Genomic DNA, 19,547 nt, shown 5'->3' with positions numbered 1-19,547 from the left:
CTATATATAAACAGAGAAAGTCTGTAAATAAAAATCTAGCAGTCACAAATTCAACCAATAAAACGATTAAAGATTCAATATTATTCAAAATCTTTCATTCCAACTATTAAAGAAATGAGCTACTCATTAAAGTTAACGTTTTCGACTCACGGCCCTGTTGACTATTACCTAATTGAAAGTGGCGTTGCTACATGATCTTATCCTCACATCATTGGAATTGATTAAAAGTGGTGAATCATAATTCAAAGAAATTATGATTCACCACTTTTTATTTTGTTAAAGTTGACTAGTTAGAAGACCTTTTGATGCCTCGACGCCACAAAAAAATAACCATCTTCAATTTCATAATCAGATTGTTTTTTGTATATTTCTATTAATCCGTGCCACTTATCTCAATTCAAAAACCGTGTTTATCTATAACTTTGACCCTCTAGTATAGAGTTTAATTGTAGTACCTCGATCAATAAATATTATTGATAAAACATCTTAAAATCGGTTTGTTTTGTATTTTAGTTAGTAAAAAATCAATAATTTAGCGCGTCTTTATTTATTCAAACTATATTTATACGTGGGAACCAGTACGTTATCCACAATTTCTAGCAAATCTTTTTTTGTTATAAAACCGTCTGTTAATAGAGCATCCACAACTAGCATTACCGGTAAACGAACTGCACGTTTGCTTATTTTACTAATATTCACCTCACCACGTTTATCAGCCCGGGTCAAAACTTTCATTATCCTCTCAACAGTTTCATTTTCTTCTGATGATATTTGTTTAAAAAGATCAAAAACATGGCTTCCTAACTGGTCTACCACCAATCCTTGGGCTGCTTCTTTACCAACAATTTCTAAAAATTGAATTGTTGGTTCTAAAAGCTCAATCAGATCATCACGCAAATTCCCAGTATCAGCATCTGACTGTCTAATTTGGGGACCAAATTTCCTAAATGCCATTAAGAAAATGATAGCTTTTTTAGGCCATCTACGATATAAAACCGTTTTAGTTGTTTTTGCCCTCTTTGCAATTCCTTCCATTGAGGTCTTTCCGTATCCCTTATCCTGAAACTCTTTCCAAGCAGCTTCCAATATGTCGTGTTCTAATTCTTTTCCTCGTCTACGAGTAGTTTTCTTTTCCATTTTCAATTTACCCTTGCTATTTTTTTACATAAGTTATATGATTCTAAATTGAAGATACGGTGGTATCTTATTTTAGATTATTTTGTACAAATACATTATAACAAAAGCCTTTGAAATAGAAACCACGGTGTCTTAAAAAGTGAGGTAATTAAAATGAAAGAAAAAAACAATTTAGCTAAAATTGCAATGATATTAATTGTCGGAGCTGTTGCACCAATGCTTGATACAACAATGACAAATATTGCAATCAGCACTATTATGAATGATTTAAACGCCACGGTAAGTGCTACCCAGTGGGTTACTACTGGATACGTCTTGATGCTTGGAATTGTCATATTATTTACCGGATGGGCGGTTGACAAATTCAGCGGAAAGAAACTTTATATCTCTGGTTTATTGTTATTCTTAGCTGGATCTATCGTTTCTGGAGTTGCAACCAATATTCCAATTCTAATGTTAGGACGATTAATTCAAGGGGCTGGCTCTGGAGTAATAATCCCACTCCTAACCACACTTATAATTCGGGCAGCTAATGGTGAAGGACTCGGAAAAATAGCAGCAACCATTGGTCTTCCAATGGTTTTAATTCCAATATTGGGACCAACTGTGGGTGGAGGATTCATCATTGACAAGTTAGATTGGCATTGGATTTTTTACATCAACATACCGATCGTTATCATTGCCTTAGTTCTACTTCAATTCATGATGCCAAAGTTTGAACCTCAAAAAACGGATAAAAAATTTGATTGGTTTGGGTTCATTTCGCTAAGTGGTATGTTCAGTGGGCTATTAATCGGAATTGTTAATTTTAGCAGTAATAACACCATCTCAAACCTAGATGTCCTAATTCCCATTTTCATTGGTTTAGATTTAATGATTGCGTACGTTATATTTGCAAGTAAGAATCCGGATAAGGCATTGGTAAGCCTTAAAATGTTTCAAGTCTCCAACTTCTCCGGAGCTTCCGTAATTCTTTTAATGTCTGGAGTCGCCGTAAACGGAGCAATGTTCTTACTTCCGTTATATTTACAAAACGTTCGAGGCTTAAGTGTCATTTGGTCTGGAACTTACTTGATTGCACAAGGTTTGGGGATGTTGGTTACCCGGACAACCGTTGGAAAGCTAACTGATAGCATCGGTGCTCGATGGGTTGTCCTAGTATCAATCCTCGTTGCAGTTGCTAGCACTATTCCATTTGTTTATTTCGATAAAAACACTAATATTTGGTATCTATTAATTGCTTTGTTTGTCAGAGGAATGGCACAGGGTGGGCTTACAATTCCTGTTATGGCAGATTCGTACGTTGGTATTCCTAAAAAATTAATTGCGGATGCAACAAGTGCTTCGAGAATGTTTCAAAATGTTGGTGGAGCATTTGGTTCTGCGATATTAGCTACTGTCATTCAAAACAACATTAACGGCGTCGTTCCAACGGTTGCACATTTAACCACTGCTTATCATACTGCCTTTATCTGGTCGATAGTGATTACATTAATTGCTGCCATTCCGGCCTGGTTCTTATCCCATAACATTTCAAAAAAAGTGGAGGTAGCGAAATAATGTTAATATTCATAAGTTTACTTTGCATTGCAGGGATAATCTTTATAACAGTTAATTCCAAAATCACACATAAAATCTTAATTGGCTCCATTTTAGGAATGTTGCTTCTACTTTCTCAAGTTATACTTATTGCAAACGTCAATGCACATTGGGGAACCGAAATTAACACTAGTTCAACTTCTACAAAGATTGATTCAATTGCTACTTTTCCTGGAGATAATAAGGTATTAGCATATCGTAATGTTGGTAAGAAAAGGAACATGCACCAAATATATGTATATAAAACAAATAGTAATTCTAATAAAAAATCCATGACCTATTCAGATGGATTAAGTGTTAGATTAATTCGTTCTAAAACAATGACGGCAAGAAAAATAAAAAAAGTTTCCTATTATCACTATAAAAGCGTATTCGCACAATTTCTCTTCGCTGGAATTCAGAATGAACATCAAATTAAAAATACTACGGTTACATTTAGCCTTCCAAAAAACTGGACTGCTTTATCTACTACACAGCTTTCTAAAGCTGGCCAGGATTTAAAAAAGAACCAAAAGCAACTTAAAATTAATATGATGGCAAAAATAAAAGCCTATTCAATAACTAATCCTAAGCAGGCTCGTAATCCCCAGGCGTTAAAGAATGTTCAAGAAAAATTGCTACAAGAAGAGGTTCACAAGACAATTCAGCGATATTCTAACAAAAAGATACCATATTAATTATGTGCAACAAAAAAGGACTTGGAAAATTTTCCAAGTCCTTTTAAATATGCGGCCAAGAGGGTTCGAACCTCCACCCGGGTAAATCCGGACAGGATCCTTAATCCTGCGCGTCTGCCAATTCCGCCATGGCCGCAAAAGCTTACCAGATAATATTAGCAAAAACAGCCCCATCTAGCAAGCTTTTTATTAAAAAACATTATGCACTTCGTTCTTCTTCAATTAGAGTAAGCCTGCCGTGGCACTTTCCGCACCTGTACTTCTCGGTATTAATATGCCGGTGACGTATATATATCTGTCCACATTTTTGACATTGATATGTGAGCTTAAGTTGGTTCTTGCGACGCTTTTTAGAATCCGGCGCGTATCGTAAGCCACCTGTTTGCACCAATAATTGTTTAAAATGTGGATTATTATGAGCAGGCTTCTCGCCACTTAAATGTAAAAAGTAATGTACTAATTCATGTTTTATAACCCCAATTAAGGTTTCCATATCATGTTGTTCCAACATTAGCGGATTAATATCAATATGGTGATCTTTTAAATGATACCGTCCGCCAGTGGTTTTTAATCTTCTATTAAAGAAGATTTGATGTTTAAATTCATGGTGAAAACTACTGTGAGCTATCTCCTCGGTCAACACTTGTAACTCTTGATCTGTCATTATTTTTTATTCTCATCCTGTATCATTGTTAACTGAATACGATGTCGATTTAAATCAACGCTTTCCACCCATACTGTGACGATGTCGCCCACTGACACAATATCGCTTGGTTTCTTAACAAACTGTTTGGTTAGCTTGGAAATGTGTACCAAGCCGTCTTGCTTGACCCCAATATCAACAAAAGCGCCAAAATCAATCACGTTACGAACCGTACCTTGTAGCTCCATTCCAGGTTTAAGGTCTTCCATAGTCAAAACATCCGCTCTAAGTAACGGTGCCGGCATAGCATCACGTAAATCACGACCTGGTTTTTGTAAAGCTTCTATGATGTCGGTCAGGGTTTCACTCCCTATCTTAAGTTGGTTGGATAACTGCTGAATATTTGCATTCTTAAGCTTCTGAATAGTTTCATCCTGCCCCAAAGAATCCATTCCAATTCCTAAGTCTTTCAATAACTGTTTAGCAGCTTTATAGCTTTCTGGATGAACATCAGTATTGTCTAGCACATCTTTGCCATCAACAATTCGCAAGAATCCGACCGCTTGTTCAAAAGCCTTCGGTCCTAAACGTGGTACCTTTTTAAGCTGATTACGCGCATCATAACGTCCGTTTTCATCACGAAAATTAACAATGTTTTGAGCCGTTGTTTTAGTTAAACCAGAAATATGTGTTAATAATTCTGGGCTAGCTGTATTAAGATTAACCCCAACTTGATTAACCGCAGTTTCCACAACTCCATCAAGCTGTTCGGTCAACTCTTTTTGTGGCAAATCATGCTGATATTGACCTACGCCAACTGCTTGTGGATCAATTTTTATTAACTCTGCTAGTGGATCTTGCAAACGACGCCCGATACTGATGGCACTTCGTTCTTCAACCTGTAATTCAGGAAATGCTTTACGTGCTTCTGGGCTTGCCGAATAAACGGATGCCCCAGCCTCATTCACAATGACATAGTAAATCTTTCGATCAATTTCTTTTAATTTCTGCGCAACAAACTCTTCCGACTCACGACTGGCTGTCCCATTTCCAATTGCAATCATTTCAACCTGATACTTATTCAGAAAATCTTTGAAGAGTTTTCCTGCCTCAGCCCTTTTTGATGCCGATGCTGGTTTATGTGGATAAATTACCAATTTATCCAAAAATTTCCCGTTTTCATCCATCACAGCTAATTTACATCCTGTACGATATGCAGGATCAAATCCGAGAACTACCTTTCCCTTTAAGGGTGCTTGCATCAACAAATGATATAGGTTATCTCCAAACACCTTAATTGCTTGTTGACTTGCACTTTCGGTTAATTCCGCCCTTAATTCACGCTCAATTGCCGGTCCGATAAAACGCTTATAAGCATCTCGATATGCATCTTCAATAATTGGAAGAGCTTCTCCAGTCTTATCTCCAATAATTCTAAACCGCAAAAAGCGTTCAATCCCATCTTCATTAACGTCAATCTTGGCTCTAAGAACTTTTTCTTTTTCACCACGATTAATTGCTAGCATTTGGTGTGATACAACTTTATTAAATTGTTCTGAAAAATCATAATAAAGTTTGTACACTTCATTTTCATCATGTTCTTCGCCTTTTGACTTAAGAACAGATGTTAAAAGTCCATTTTTCTTAGTATAAGTTCTTATCCAATCACGAAAGTCAGCATTATCTCCAAAGGCTTCCGCCAAGATCTCATGAACGCCTGCCAAAACATCGTCAACTGTATTAATGTCTTGATCAGAATTTAAAAATTGCTCGGCTTTTTTATTAATTTCATTAGTTGGAAATGTTAATAACCATGAAGCAAACGGTTCAAGCCCAGCCTCTTTTGCAATAGTTGCCTTAGTGCGACGTTTTTGTTTATATGGTAAATACAAGTCTTCAACCGTCTGCAATGCAGTTGCTTTTGTGATTGATCTTCTGAGTTCAGAAGTTAACTTTCCTTGCTCCTCAATGTTCTTAATAACATCTGCTTTACGTTTCTCAAGTGTTTCAACTTGATGGTACGTCGCTTGAATCTCTCGTATCTGAACTTCGTCCAAACTATGAGTTCGTTCTTTTCTATATCGTGCAATAAACGGAACCGTATTACCGTCTTCAAGCATATCAAGTGTTGCATTTATTTGAATCGGTCGATATTGATTTAATTCTTTTTCTACTATATTAAGTACGTTTTCTTCCAATGTTTTTCCCCTTATACTTAAAAGATCAGTCCCTTTATTATATCCATCTTAACTTCCAAATCACAATATCGGATTTAAACCATTACTTTTTTCTTTCAATAGTAATACACAAGGTAAAAATCATTTGAATCATATTCTCATGCTTTTAAATATGCGGTAATTGCGGTATATTTTACATGTATACATTATCGTTAGAAAAATTTAATTAAAGGGGATGAATTGTTATGAGTATCGTTACACTAGCTCGTTTTCAGTTCGCAATGACAACCATATTCCATTTTTTCTTTGTTCCATTTTCTATTGGAACCGCTCTCATGGTTGCTATCATGGAAACAATGTATGTTCGCACTAAAAACGAACAATACCTCAAAATGACTAAGTTTTGGGGAAATATTGTCTTACTCAGTTTTGCCGTTGGTGTTGTTACTGGTATTATTCAAGAATTTCAATTTGGTATGAACTGGTCAGACTATTCCCGTTTTGTTGGTGACATCTTTGGTGCGCCATTAGCTGTTGAGGCTTTGTTAGCGTTTTTTATGGAATCCACATTCTTAGGCCTTTGGATATTTACTTGGGACCGCGTCAAGCCGGGATTTCATGCGTTGTTTATCTGGTTAGTTGCAATCGCGTCCATGGTCTCCGCTTTCTGGATTTTAGCTGCTAATAGCTTCATGCAACATCCTGTTGGGTATGAAATTAAAGGTGGACACGCTGTTATGACCAGCTTCAGCGCTCTTCTAACTAATCCCCAAGTTTGGTACGAATTTTCCCATGTTATTGCCGGAGCTATTACACTTGGTGGAGTCGGAATCGCTGGGCTAGCTGCCTTTCAACTTTTGAAAAAGAACATCAACAATGGTGATTTTTATAAAAAATCAATGCGTTTAGGATTTATTGTTGCCCTTTTTGGTTCATTAGCTGTTCTAACTGCTGGGGATTTGCAAATGAAAAACCTTGTTACTGAACAACCAATGAAGTTTGCCGCAACGGAAGGTATCTATAAAAATACTGGTGACCCAGCCGCTTGGACCGTTGTTGCTTGGGCAAATGAAGCACAGCATAAACGTGTTTTTGGTATCGGAGTTCCTTATATGCTAAGTATTCTTTCATACGATAAGCCTTCTGGTGCTGTTAAAGGTATGAACACTATCAATAAAGAGTTAACTGTTAAGTACGGTCACAAAAACTATTACCCATCGGTAAATACTTTGTTCTATAGTTTTCGTATTATGGCAGCATTTGGAATGCTAATCTTATTAGTATCAATATTAGGACTATTCTTTACAAGAAAACGAAAGGAAACACTATATAAGCAGAAATGGATGCTGTGGATTGTTGCCTTAACAACCTTTACGCCGTTTATCGCTAATACTTGTGGATGGTTGATTACCGAACTTGGCCGTTTTCCATGGACCGTTTATGGCTTATTCACAATGATGCAAAGTGTCTCACCCAACGTTTCGGTTGCTTCTCTTTTAATTTCTAATACCATCTACTTCTTATTATTTACAGCACTTGGAGGTACCATGGTCTATCTCGTTATCCGAACCCTCAAAAAAGGACCCGACTATGAGATAGAACTCGCAAAGAAAGACGATAAATCAAACATTGATCCCTTTGATAAGGAGGCGTTTAACTAATGACTTTCTTACAACTTTTATGGTTTATATTGATTGGAGTTTTATTCTCGGGCTTCTTTTTCCTTGAAGGATTTGATTTTGGAGTTGGAATGTCAGTTCAGACATTAGCTCACAATGATGAAGAAAAAGATTTAGTTGTTGAGACAATCGGACCAGTTTGGGATGGTAATGAGGTTTGGCTACTCACAGCAGGTGGTGCAATGTTCGCATCATTTCCATTTTGGTACGCCTCACTCTTTAGTGGTTACTATTTAATTCTTTTTGTTATTTTGATTGGTTTAATCATTCGTGGTGTTTCTTTTGAATTCAGAAACCGTGTTCCATTTGAGCAAAAACATATCTGGAATTGGACACTTAGTATCGGAAGCTTTATTGTTCCATTCTTCTTTGGTGTAATGTTCATAAGTATGGTGCAGGGTATGCCGATTGACGCGCACGGCGATATGATGGCACACTTCACTGACTACTTTAATTTGTTCTCAATTGTGGGTGGTGTTGCCGTAGCCCTATTATGTTACTTACATGGTTTAAACTACATTGCATTAAAGACCATGGGGCCACTCCGCGAACGTGCTCGTAACTATGCAGAATTGCTATATTGGGTTCTCTATGTTGGATTAGTCGTATTTGCAATCTTAATGTACTTTACAACTGATTTCTTTAATGTTCATCCAATGGCAACTCCTGTAATATTAGCGGTTATCATTGCTTTAACCGTTATCGCAAATATCGCTGTCTTTCGTGGTGGCGATCTGGTTGCCTTTTTATCTAGTGGACTATCACTTGTTTCAGTTGTAGTACTATTATTCACCGGATTATTTCCTAGAGTTCTAATTAGTTCAACCAACTCAAAATATGATTTATTAATTCGTAACTCTTCATCAAGTCCGTACACACTTAAAATAATGAGTATCGTTGCTCTTACAATTCTTCCATTTGTATTGGCATACACTGCATGGACTTATTACGTATTTAGAAAACGTATGAAATTAACCCGTTTAAATACCGTGGAGGATTAACAAACGCATGATTGATAAGCAAATCATGAAACTACCTGGAATTAAACGAATACAGATAATGCTTGCGGGCTTCGCTGCCTTGCAAGCATTGTTTATTATTGGACAAGCATGGACACTCTCCGCCGTAATAACTAGCCTTTGGGACGGAAAAAATTTATCTAATCAAATTAGTAAGTTGGTTCTCTTCACTCTAGCCTATTGTGCTCGCCATCTAATAAACTATTTCCGTGATCGCATTCTGGATAAGTATTCATATGAACAAGCACGAGATTTACGTGAACAATTACTTCAAAAGGTCTTTCGTCTTGGCCCACAAATAGTCCAAACCACTGGTACAGGTAATACTACTACCATGGCTTTGGACGGTATCAGTCAAGTTGAAAACTATATTAACCTTATATTTACTAAAACTTTCAACATGTCTGTAATACCAATTATTATCTTAATTGCTGTTTATTTCCTTGATATTGAATCCGGTATTGTTTTAACTCTCGTTTTTCCCCTTATAATAATTTTTATGATTATTTTGGGATATGCAGCCCAAAGCAAAGCTGACAAACAGTATAAAACTTTTCAAATTCTTTCAAATCATTTTATTGATTCTTTGCGTGGTATTGATACATTAAAATATTTTGGTTTAACTAAAAAGTATGAAAATAGCATCTTTTCTTCTAGTGAACGTTTTCGAAAGGCTACTATGAACACGCTTCGGATTGCTATTCTGTCCACTTTTGCTCTTGATTTTTTCACCACAATTTCAATTGCAATCGTTGCTGTATTGTTAGGATTACGTTTGATTGATCATGGCATCACCCTATTTCCAGCCTTAACGGTCTTGATCCTCTCACCCGAATATTTTCTTCCAATCAGAGATTTTTCAAGTGACTATCACGCAACTTTAGATGGGAAAAATGCCTTTGAAGCAATTAAGAATGTACTATCAACACCTGAAGTTGCCCATCCTGCAATTACCATTCCTGAATGGGATAACACTTCTAAGTTAGAGGTCCAGAATCTAAGTTTTAATTATGATGATCAACCTACATTGTCTAAATTAAACTTTTCGGCAACAGGATTTCAAAAAATTGGCATAATTGGCATGAGTGGATCAGGAAAATCAACTCTGATCAACCTACTAAACGGTTTTTTAGAACCGTTATCCGGCAGTATTAAAGTTAATGATGTTGCTCTACCATCCTTTAACCAAAAAGACTGGCAGCAACAATTAATTTATATTCCGCAAAATCCTTATATTTTTCAACTAAGTTTGCGTGAAAATATTGCATTTTATAATCCCAATTCTTCTGATAAAGAAATTCTGAAAGCCATTGAAACTGTTGGCCTCAATGAACTTCTTGCTGAACTTCCTGAAGGCCTGGATACTCAACTTGGCGAAGCTGCCCGCTCAATTAGTGGCGGGCAAGCTCAACGAGTGGCACTTGCTCGCGCATTTTTAAATCCTAAACGTCATATTCTTTTGTTCGACGAACCAACTGCCCACTTAGATATTGAAACAGAAATTGAATTAAAAGAACGTATGCTTCCTATTATGGATAATCATCTAGTATTTTTCGCTACTCACCGTCTACATTGGATGAAAAATATGGATTATATTCTGGTACTAGACCATGGCAAACTTGTTGAACATGGTACCTATGACACTTTAGCTCATTCTAATGGTGCCTTTACCCGTTTAGTGAACGGTTTGAAGGGAGGAACTTCCAATGTTGAATAAAATCGGGTTATTTAACGCTTTTAAAGGGGATACGTGGGTTCGCCCCTTCTTTAAGAAATACCGTAGTCTGCTAATATTAGCTATTCTATTGGGATTTTTGACCTTCTTTTGCGGGGGAGCCTTGATGTTTAACTCAGGTTATCTAATTAGTCGAGCTGCTTCAATTCCAGAAAACATTCTATTAATTTATGTTCCAATCGTGCTTACACGTGCATTCGGGATTGGGCGACCGGTATTCCGCTATATAGAGCGCCTCACCAGTCACAATTGGGTTCTACGGATGACTTCTCAGCTCCGTTTAAAGTTGTATAAGTCACTAGAAAGTGATGCTATCTTCTTCAAACAACGTTTTAAAACAGGAGACATTTTAGGACTCCTTGCAGAAGACATTGATCATATTCAGAATCTCTATTTAAGAACTATATTCCCAACTATCATCGCTTGGACATTATACGTGTTTATTATCATTTGTTTAGGTTTATTTTCACCACTATTTGGATTAGCAATGTTATTAATGCTAGGCGTGGTTGTTTTTGTTCTACCACTCTTTTCTGTACTAGCTAATGGGGCTCGACAAGAACAAAAGAAGCGAATGCGCAATAACTTGTATCAGAATCTAACTGACAATGTTTTGGGTGTTTCTGACTGGATTTTCAGCCAGCGAGGTACTGATTTTGTTGATCACTATGAGCAATCCGAACTTGAATTACATCAGATTGATCAACAAATTCAAAATTATAATCGAAAATCTGAGCTTTTTGTCCAACTTTCTTTTGGTGCTATAACCGTTGCGCTGTTGATTTGGTCAGCCTTTACTTTTCCAGGCAACCACGGCGGTGCAGCAAATTGGATTGCAGCATTTGTCCTAACAATATTTCCATTAATTGATGCCTTCGCTCCATTACCTGATGCTGCCGAAGAAACCAATATCTATAAAGATTCCATAGTTCGTTTCAATAACTTATCCGACGTTGAAAAGGTAAAAGCAATACAACCAGTACCTTCCATAAAAGAACTAATGCTTAGTGTTAAAGATGTTGACTTCGCCTACCCTGATGGAACGAAAAAAGTTTTAAACGATATTAGTTTCAACATTTATCCGGGAGAGAAACTGGCCATCCTTGGTAAAAGTGGGTCTGGAAAAAGTACACTAGCTCATCTTTTGCGCGGAGATTTATCTCCAAACACTGGTTCCATCTCGCTCGGCGGTTATTCAACTGACCAATTAGGAGATAGTATTAGTGATTATATCGGAGTTATTCATCAAACGCCTTATCTTTTTAACACCACCCTCTTAAATAATATTCGCATTGGAAACGAAAATGCTTCCGAAGATGAGGTTTGGAATGTTTTGGATCGGGTTCAGTTAAAAGAAACAATCCAAAAATTACCACAACAACTAAATACTATGGTGGACGAGGCAGGGTTGCGTTTTTCTGGCGGCGAACGACATCGTATTGCATTAGCGAGAATACTACTTCAAGATGTTCCAATAGTGCTTTTAGATGAACCAACTGTGGGATTAGATCCAATTACGGAGCAAGAACTATTAAACACTTTTTTCAATCAATTAAATAATAAAACAGTTATTTGGATTACACATCATCTTCAAGGGGTTTCAATAACAGATAAAGTAATTTTCATAGAGGACGGAAAAATTGCTATGAATGGATCCCCAGCGTTCCTGGCAAGGGATAATAAATATTATCAACAGTTAATGAAAATTGATGGGCTAAATTAAAATAGAGAGCGAAACAAGACGGTTAACCACCGAGTATTAGCAGAGTCCAGCATTATGACGGGTTAGGTCATGATGATGGGCTGGGCTAAACGGAGGGGGTTGTCTTGAGTAGCTCATTTCAGATAGAGAGCGAAACAAGGCGGTTAACCACCGAGTATTAGCAGAGTGCGCCATTATGACGGGTTAGGTCATGATGGTGCAACTGGGCTAAACGGAGGAGGTTGCCTTGTGTAGCTCATTTCAGATAGAGAGCGAAACAAAACGGTTAACCACCGAGTATTAGCAGAGTGTGCCATCATGACGGATTAGGTCATGATGGTGCACTGGGCTAAACGGAGGAGGTTGTCTTGTGTAGCTCATTTCAGATAAAGAGCGAAACATCCCCATCAAACTCTCAAAAAATAAGCAGCAATCAAAATTCCATCAATTTTGATTGCTGCTTATTTAATTTCATTCAGAAATCATGCCCCAGTTTTTTAATGATATTAAAACTTACGATCAACCAACCCTTGCACCAACCGTTTTAATTCCCTTGATGCCGTTCCTTTTGGAAGTTGTTCCAACAGATCTAACGACTCATCAGAATATTCCTTAGCCAACTCCTTAGCTCGAGCGACGCCACCAAATTCATTAACCATTTTTGTAACCTGTTTGGCTTGTTCAACCGTTAGTGCACGCTTGACTTCCAATATATCCGTTAGCTTTTGCCGATGGTCTTTCAACACAATTAGCAATGGTAATGTGTATACACCCTCACTAAGGTCTTCCATAACTGGCTTACGAAGTTCTTCTTTTGATGACGTATAATCTAAGATATCATCATAAATTTGAAAAACAATCCCTATTTTCTTTCCAAGCTTTTGAGCAACCTTACGTATTTTTTCATCAGCATTACCAAAATAGGCGCCCTGAACAGCAGCTAAAACAAATAATTCGGCCGTTTTGCCTTCTGTTTCTTTTAAATACTCTTCGACCGTTTCATTTAAATTAAATCGATTATGCATCTGATCTAATTCACCCGTAAGAACGTTTTGCATCGCATTAGCATTAACTTCCATATACTCAGTGCCATTCATTGTTTCAATGAGCAACTGAAAAAAACGTGTAAATAAAAAATCGCCAGCATAAACCGCAACATCTTTACCATACCTAGATTGAACCGTAATAACACTCCGCCTCAACGGTGAATCATCAATCACGTCATCGTGAACCAACGTTGCCATATGTAAAATTTCTAAAGATGCCGCAATTTTAAGTAGTTTATCCTCATCTTTATTGTCTCCAAAATCCGCAAAAAACAAGAATAATGCCGGACGTACCATTTTACCACCGGAATCAGCCAATTCTCGTAATGCGTCTGCCACTTTTTCGTTGTTTAATACTAATTGTTGATCAACAATATCTTTGACTTTATTTAACCGTTTTTGCATATTTAAGCCATACAAAGATAATCTATTCATAATTTTTCCCTTTCTAACTCTATCACATTCATTTTACCTTAATTACTTCATCAATGGGACTATAAGATGCTACAATTATAAGCATAAAGGGTGGTATTCATATGACTATTCGTAATTTTTTAGAGCTTATTGAGTTTAAAGCAAAAGCTGCAAGTGTCTTTCCATTTTGTATTGGTATTTTATACAGCATTTTTAATTATCGTACTATGGATATGTTAAATTCCATAATTTTTTTCATTGCAATGTTTCTCTTCAATACAGCGGTTGATGCATTAGATAATTATAATGATTATTTTCGAGCTCATTCTGAACACGACTATAAGCAAAAAACCAACATTATTGGTCGTGAGCGCCTCTCAACTAAGTGGATTTTAGCTTATATTATTCTATCAAGTGGAACCGCAGCTCTACTAGGAATTTACCTTGTTTTTAAAGTTGGATTGACTTTGCTATTACTAGGCATAATCTGTTTTATAGTTGGTATTGCTTATTCAACTGGTCCTAGGCCAATTTCTGCATCACCATTTGGAGAGCTTTTTGCTGGTTTTACGATGGGTTTTATGATTACATTAATATGTACATATATCAATGTTGTTAACGCTTTTTCATGGACTGTTTTCTCAATACTTTCGGTATTTCTAATCTCACTTCCTAGTACCCTTTGGATTGCAAACGTTATGCTTGCCAATAATATTTGCGATTTTGAGGAAGACACAATTGAAAAACGCTTTACATTGGTGCATTATTTAGGTGTCAAAAAGGCATTACAGTTATTCAAATGGAATAACATACTTGCTTACGTTGCAATGATCTTGGCAATCTTTTTCCACCTGGCTCCGATATTATTAATATTAGGATTACTTTCCATTCCGCTCGTGTACCGACAGTTGCAATTATTTTCTCGTAAACAAATCAAACGTGAAACTTTCGTTTGCTCGGTTCGTATCTTAGGGATTGGATCTTTTTTCCAAATCATTAGTTTTATTTTAGGAGTAATAATAGTTTAAGGAGATGTTCTATATGACAGAAGTTTTAATTTTAGGAGCAGGATACGCAGGACTACGTACCCTAAAGATTTTGCAACAGAGTCATACTGATTTTCATATTACCTTGGTTGATCAGAACAACTATCACTACGAGGCAACTGATTTACACGAACTTGCTACAGGAAATCAACCAAAGGAACGTATTTTATATAATATTTCGGATGTCATCAAACCTGATAAAACCACCTTTATTCAAGGAGAAGTGGTCAATATTAATCGCGATGATAAAAACGTATCCCTTAAAGATGGTAAAAAACTATCTTATGATTATTTAGTCGTTAGTTTGGGCTTCGAATCAGAATCCTTTGGAATTGACGGAGTAGAAGAAAACGCTCTTGAGATGGTCAACATTGACTCCGCAGAAAGCGTTCAGAAACATATTTTAGCTCGCATGGAAGACTATCGCGAAAGCAAAAACCCTGATGATTTAAAAATTGTCGTATGTGGGGCTGGCTTTACTGGAATCGAGCTTTTAGGTGCTCTTCATGAAGCAACTCCAAAATTGGCTAAAACAGCGGGCGTTGATCCTAAAGAAATCCAACTCTACTGCGTCGAAGCAGTTACTCGTCTACTGCCCATGTTTGATGAGAAACTAGCTGGTTGGGGCATTGATAAATTAAAGAGCTGGGGTATTAATTTCCTAACTGGAAAACCAATCAAGGCAATTAAACCTAATACCGTAGTTTATGAAGATGATGCCGAGACTGGAACAACATCTGAATTAAAAGCCAACACCATCATTTGGACCACTGGTGTTCGCGGAAGTCATGTGATGAATGATTCAGGTTTCTCACAACGTCGTGGTCGTGTCATGGTAAAGGCTGATTTAACTGATCCCGATTTTGCCAACGTATATATTCTGGGTGATGTTTCTGCTGTGATGGATGAAGAAAGTAAGCGTCCCTACCCTACAACTGCCCAAATAGCAATTGCGATGGGAACTCAGGCTGCTGAAAATATCGAAAATCAATTAAATAACAAGCCCACTAGTCCCTTTAAATTTAAATCACTAGGTTCAGTTGCTTCCATCGGAAACACACAAGCATTTGGTTTAGTAGGAAAAACTCCAGTCAGAGGTTATCCTGCTTCAGTAGTTAAGAAGGGTATCATGGATCGCTCTTTGTTTGAATTGGGAGGCACCAAAGAAGTAATGTCAAAAGGTAGGTTTGACTTTTATCATTAGAATAAAATTTAGTATCAAAACTGATTTTCCTAATAATACCAGTAAGCCTATTTGCGGTTGATCAATTTCGTTTTATTAATAAATATTAAGATTATTATTTTTATAATTTAAATAAGCTTAAGCGACCATAGCAAACCCATAGGTTTGTTATGGTCGCTTATTTTTTAACTTGATCCATTAATAAATTTTTCAAATAACGATCAATAGGATTCACTTTATAAAATAAGAACCATGTTATCTTTATAAAATTTAAAAGGGCTTACAAAAAGAATATAATAGGTGTATAAATTAAAAGTGAAGAGATGATTACTATGTCAACTAACGAAAAAGATAACACATCACTAATAGCCAAAATGTCAGTAACACAACTATATCAAAAATTTGACACTTCTGAGAAAGGTTTATCGAGTGAACAGGCCAATCTGTTGCTTGAAAAAATCGGAAAGAACACCATTCAAAAAGGAAAGCGACGTCCACAATGGATAATCTTTCTTAAAAACTTCACAAGTCTCATGGCTATTCTACTTTGGGTAAGTGGTTTTATAGCTATTTTTGCTCAAATGATAGAACTCGGAATTGCAATATGGGCCGTCAATATCATTAATGGTGTGTTTAGCTTCTGGCAAGAACATGCAGCCCAAAAGGCTACTGATTCACTTTTGAAAATGTTACCTACCTACACCCAAGTTATTCGAAATGGTGAAACAGAGCAAATCAATTCTGAAAATCTTGTTCCAGGCGATATTTTTACCATCCAGGCTGGCAATAGTATTTCGGCCGATGCCCGTATTTTAACAGCAACTTCATTTCAAGTAGATGAGTCATCCCTAACTGGTGAATCTGTTCAAGTGTCTAAAAAATCTGAATATCAACATGGAGAGGGACGTTTCGCCGAAGCAAATATGGTTTTTGCAGGTACAATCGCTGGTAGCGGAACGGCAACCGCGCTTGCTGTTGCCACCGGTATGAAAACCGAGTTTGGAAAGATCGCTAAATTAACACAAGCTCAAAAAACAACCACCAGTCCTCTTCAAAAGGAATTAAATCGCTTAACCCATGAACTATCATGGATTGCAATTACAATTGGAATTGCATTTTTCATTGCTGCGATATTCTTTGTACACTATCCAGTGGCAAAATCATTTATTTTTGCATTAGGAATGATTGTTGCGTTTATTCCCGAAGGGTTGTTACCAACGGTTACATTATCACTTGCACAAGGTGTTACAAGAATGGCTAAAAAACATGCTTTAGTTAAAGAGCTTAACAGTGTTGAGACTTTAGGAGAAACTACCGTTATTTGTTCTGACAAAACGGGAACATTAACTCAAAATCAAATGACTGTGAATCATTTGTGGCTGCCCGGAAAAGAATATACAGTAACCGGTGAAGGCTATGTAAACAACGGAAAAATCGAATTAAATCAGCAGAAATTTGATTACAAGAATGACTCCGACCTACAACAACTTCTGGAAATCACCGTTCTAAATAATAATACTAAAATTGAGGCTTCTCAAAAAGACAGTAAAAATACTAAGATAATCGGAACACCAACTGAAGCAGCGCTTATTGTCCTTGCAGAAAAGGCTGGAATAAACGTTGACGCCGAAATTAAAAAAGTACCTCGTTTAAAAGAATTCCCATTTGACTCCGATCGTAAACGAATGACAACTGTCCATCAAATTGATGAAAATCATCGTAATATTTATGTAAAAGGATCACTAGATGGTATTTTAAAAATTAGTGATTCAATCTTAGATAACGGACAAGTTCGATCGATCACTAACGAGGATAGACAAAACGCTCTGGATGCCGATGAACAATATTCGAAACAAGGGCTTCGATCACTTGGAATTGCCTATCGAACCATCAATACTAAAACTTCATCAATGCCCGCTAACGTCAAAGATTGGACACTTGACGATACTGAACAACATTTAATATTTGTAGGAACAACCGTCATGGCCGACCCACCGCGACCTGAAATTTACGAAGCTATTCAAAAATGTCATAACGCTAATATTAAAGTTATTATGGTAACTGGTGATGGAGCTGTTACTGCTAAAAGTATTGCTGTTAAAATCGGTGTAACAAGCAATGATGCCCGTGTTATTACAGGAGACGAACTTTCAGACATGACCGATGAACAATTGATTGGAGCACTAAAGGGAGAAATTATATTTGCCAGAGTCGCTCCAGAGCAAAAATATCGAGTCGTAACAACATTACAAAGTCTTGGTCATGTAGTAGCATCAACCGGAGATGGTGTTAACGATGCGCCGGCTCTAAAGAAGGCTGATATTGGAATTGCAATGGGTGTAACTGGAACCGACGTTGCCAAGGATGCAGCTGATATGATTTTAACTGATGATAATTTTGCTTCAATTGTAGCCGCAATTGAAGAAGGACGTACAGTTTACAGTAACATTCAAAAATTTTTACTTTACATTTTAAATAGCAATGTTTCAGAAGCTGCACCATCTGTACTATTTCTATTTTCACAAGGATTAATACCACTACCGTTAACAGTAATGCAAATCTTAACTGTTGATTTAGGAACTGATATGTTACCAGCGCTCGGCTTAGGAGCAGAAAGAAGTGAGCCTGGTATTATGGACCAACCACCACGTAAAAGAAAGGCTCACCTGCTAAATCGATCAATTATTTGGAAGGCATTTGCTTGGTATGGCCTGGTAGCCTCAATTATTTCATCCGGAGCGTATTTCTTTGTTAACCATTTAAATACCGGCTGGCCAGCTAAAGCATTAGCAGCCTCTGGTCTAGACTATCGTGAAGCAACAACAATGACATTAGCAGCAATTGTATTTTGCCAGATCGGAGCTGCTTTAAATTGTCGAACACAGATAACTTCCCTATTTAAAATTGGTATTTTCAGTAACCATCGAGTCATGCTCGGAATTCTATTTGAAATTTGCTTGTTGGCCATGCTGATATATATTCCATTTTTACAGGGCGTCTTTAATACCGCATCACTCGGTTGGCAAGAATGGCTATTCTTGATCTGTATACCGGCCCCATTAGTGTTAGTCGAGGAATGGAGAAAAAAATTAGTTCGAAATTATTTATCTAAGTAGTATGATCTATATTATTATAAGGTAAAGTGAAAGAATTGGAACATAACTCCTAAAATCTAAATTTAATTTTCAAGCTAAATAATAGAAATGTGCAAAACAAAGCTATGATTCCTCTTAATAAAAAGGCCAAACGATAAACTGCTATCGTTTGGCCTTTTTATTTGCCAGTTCCTATGAGGCGAACTTTGCCCATAGGAATGGACGGTGTACGAGTATCTGGTTTTGTGAAACAAAACCAACCTCACTAGACGAGCTAACAATCCTCACAAGCTTCCAGGTTGTTTCACTCTCTATTTGAAATGAGTTACTCAATCCAGCTCCTTCCGGTTAACCTGGAAAGAAAACCATGACCTAACCCGTCATAATTTCCTTTC

At 36.9% G+C, this 19,547-nt stretch carries 13 protein-coding genes and 1 tRNA gene; 9 read left to right on the top strand and 5 right to left on the bottom strand.

The window, feature by feature from the left end; all coding sequences use genetic code 11:
• Positions 1–543 precede the first annotated feature (543 nt).
• Positions 544–1,137, bottom strand: a complete 594-nt coding sequence (locus PECL_RS01600; RefSeq protein ID WP_014214843.1) for a TetR/AcrR family transcriptional regulator — start codon at positions 1,135–1,137, stop codon at positions 544–546.
• Between the two features lie 186 nt (positions 1,138–1,323).
• On the opposite strand from PECL_RS01600, the gene PECL_RS01595 reads away from it, so the two are divergent.
• Positions 1,324–2,697 carry an MDR family MFS transporter gene (locus PECL_RS01595; protein ID WP_411431285.1) on the top strand — a complete coding sequence of 458 codons (1,374 nt, stop codon included), beginning with the start codon at positions 1,324–1,326 and terminating at the stop codon, positions 2,695–2,697.
• Positions 2,697–3,413: a DUF4811 domain-containing protein gene (locus tag PECL_RS01590; RefSeq protein ID WP_014214841.1), complete on the top strand. Its 717-nt coding sequence runs from the start codon at positions 2,697–2,699 to the stop codon at positions 3,411–3,413. The genes PECL_RS01595 and PECL_RS01590 overlap by 1 nt, the downstream gene beginning before the upstream one ends.
• Positions 3,414–3,463: 50 nt before the next feature.
• On the opposite strand, the gene PECL_RS01585 is transcribed toward PECL_RS01590, so the two are convergent.
• The 3 genes from PECL_RS01585 to PECL_RS01575 all read right to left on the bottom strand — a co-directional run bounded on the left by PECL_RS01585 (position 3,464) and on the right by PECL_RS01575 (position 6,254).
• Positions 3,464–3,549 (bottom strand) — tRNA-Leu (locus PECL_RS01585).
• A gap of 63 nt (positions 3,550–3,612) precedes the next feature.
• Positions 3,613–4,077: a SprT family protein gene (locus PECL_RS01580; protein WP_014214840.1), complete on the bottom strand. Its 465-nt coding sequence runs from the start codon at positions 4,075–4,077 to the stop codon at positions 3,613–3,615.
• A complete protein-coding gene (locus tag PECL_RS01575) occupies positions 4,077–6,254 on the bottom strand; it encodes a Tex family protein (protein ID WP_014214839.1) in 2,178 nt (725 codons plus the stop codon). The genes PECL_RS01580 and PECL_RS01575 overlap by 1 nt, the downstream gene beginning before the upstream one ends.
• Before the next feature lie 224 nt (positions 6,255–6,478).
• Between PECL_RS01575 and PECL_RS01570 the strand changes: the two genes are divergently transcribed.
• Genes PECL_RS01570 through cydC form a run of 4 tightly spaced genes read left to right on the top strand, consistent with a single transcriptional unit; the run spans position 6,479 to position 12,389 of the window.
• Positions 6,479–7,894, top strand: a complete 1,416-nt coding sequence (locus PECL_RS01570) for a cytochrome ubiquinol oxidase subunit I (protein ID WP_014214838.1) — start codon at positions 6,479–6,481, stop codon at positions 7,892–7,894.
• Positions 7,894–8,913, top strand: a complete 1,020-nt coding sequence (gene cydB / locus PECL_RS01565) for a cytochrome d ubiquinol oxidase subunit II (protein WP_014214837.1) — start codon at positions 7,894–7,896, stop codon at positions 8,911–8,913. The genes PECL_RS01570 and cydB overlap by 1 nt, the downstream gene beginning before the upstream one ends.
• 7 nt (positions 8,914–8,920) lie before the next feature.
• On the top strand, positions 8,921–10,648 hold the full coding sequence (cydD, locus tag PECL_RS01560; protein WP_014214836.1) for a thiol reductant ABC exporter subunit CydD: 1,728 nt from the start codon (positions 8,921–8,923) through the stop codon (positions 10,646–10,648).
• The gene (gene cydC / locus PECL_RS01555) at positions 10,641–12,389 is read left to right on the top strand and encodes a thiol reductant ABC exporter subunit CydC (RefSeq protein ID WP_041534703.1); all 1,749 of its coding nucleotides are present in this window, start codon (positions 10,641–10,643) and stop codon (positions 12,387–12,389) included. The genes cydD and cydC overlap by 8 nt, the downstream gene beginning before the upstream one ends.
• 485 nt (positions 12,390–12,874) lie before the next feature.
• Here cydC and PECL_RS01550 read toward each other — a convergent pair whose 3' ends face one another.
• A complete protein-coding gene (locus PECL_RS01550) occupies positions 12,875–13,849 on the bottom strand; it encodes a polyprenyl synthetase family protein (RefSeq protein WP_014214834.1) in 975 nt (324 codons plus the stop codon).
• 101 nt (positions 13,850–13,950) lie between these two features.
• Between PECL_RS01550 and PECL_RS01545 the strand changes: the two genes are divergently transcribed.
• From PECL_RS01545 to PECL_RS01535, 3 genes are all read left to right on the top strand, one after another.
• Positions 13,951–14,856 (top strand): 1,4-dihydroxy-2-naphthoate polyprenyltransferase, encoded by a 906-nt coding sequence (locus tag PECL_RS01545; protein WP_014214833.1) that lies wholly within the window; start codon positions 13,951–13,953, stop codon positions 14,854–14,856.
• Between the two features lie 13 nt (positions 14,857–14,869).
• Positions 14,870–16,078 carry an NAD(P)/FAD-dependent oxidoreductase gene (locus PECL_RS01540; protein ID WP_014214832.1) on the top strand — a complete coding sequence of 403 codons (1,209 nt, stop codon included), beginning with the start codon at positions 14,870–14,872 and terminating at the stop codon, positions 16,076–16,078.
• 302 nt (positions 16,079–16,380) lie between these two features.
• Entirely contained in the window at positions 16,381–19,173 is a 2,793-nt protein-coding gene (locus tag PECL_RS01535) for a cation-translocating P-type ATPase (protein WP_014214831.1), read from the top strand.
• Positions 19,174–19,547: the final 374 nt, after the last annotated feature.

The sequence above is a fragment of the Pediococcus claussenii ATCC BAA-344 genome (assembly GCF_000237995.1).
GTDB lineage: Bacteria > Bacillota > Bacilli > Lactobacillales > Lactobacillaceae > Pediococcus > Pediococcus claussenii.
This window is presented reverse-complemented; position numbering and strand designations above follow the sequence as displayed.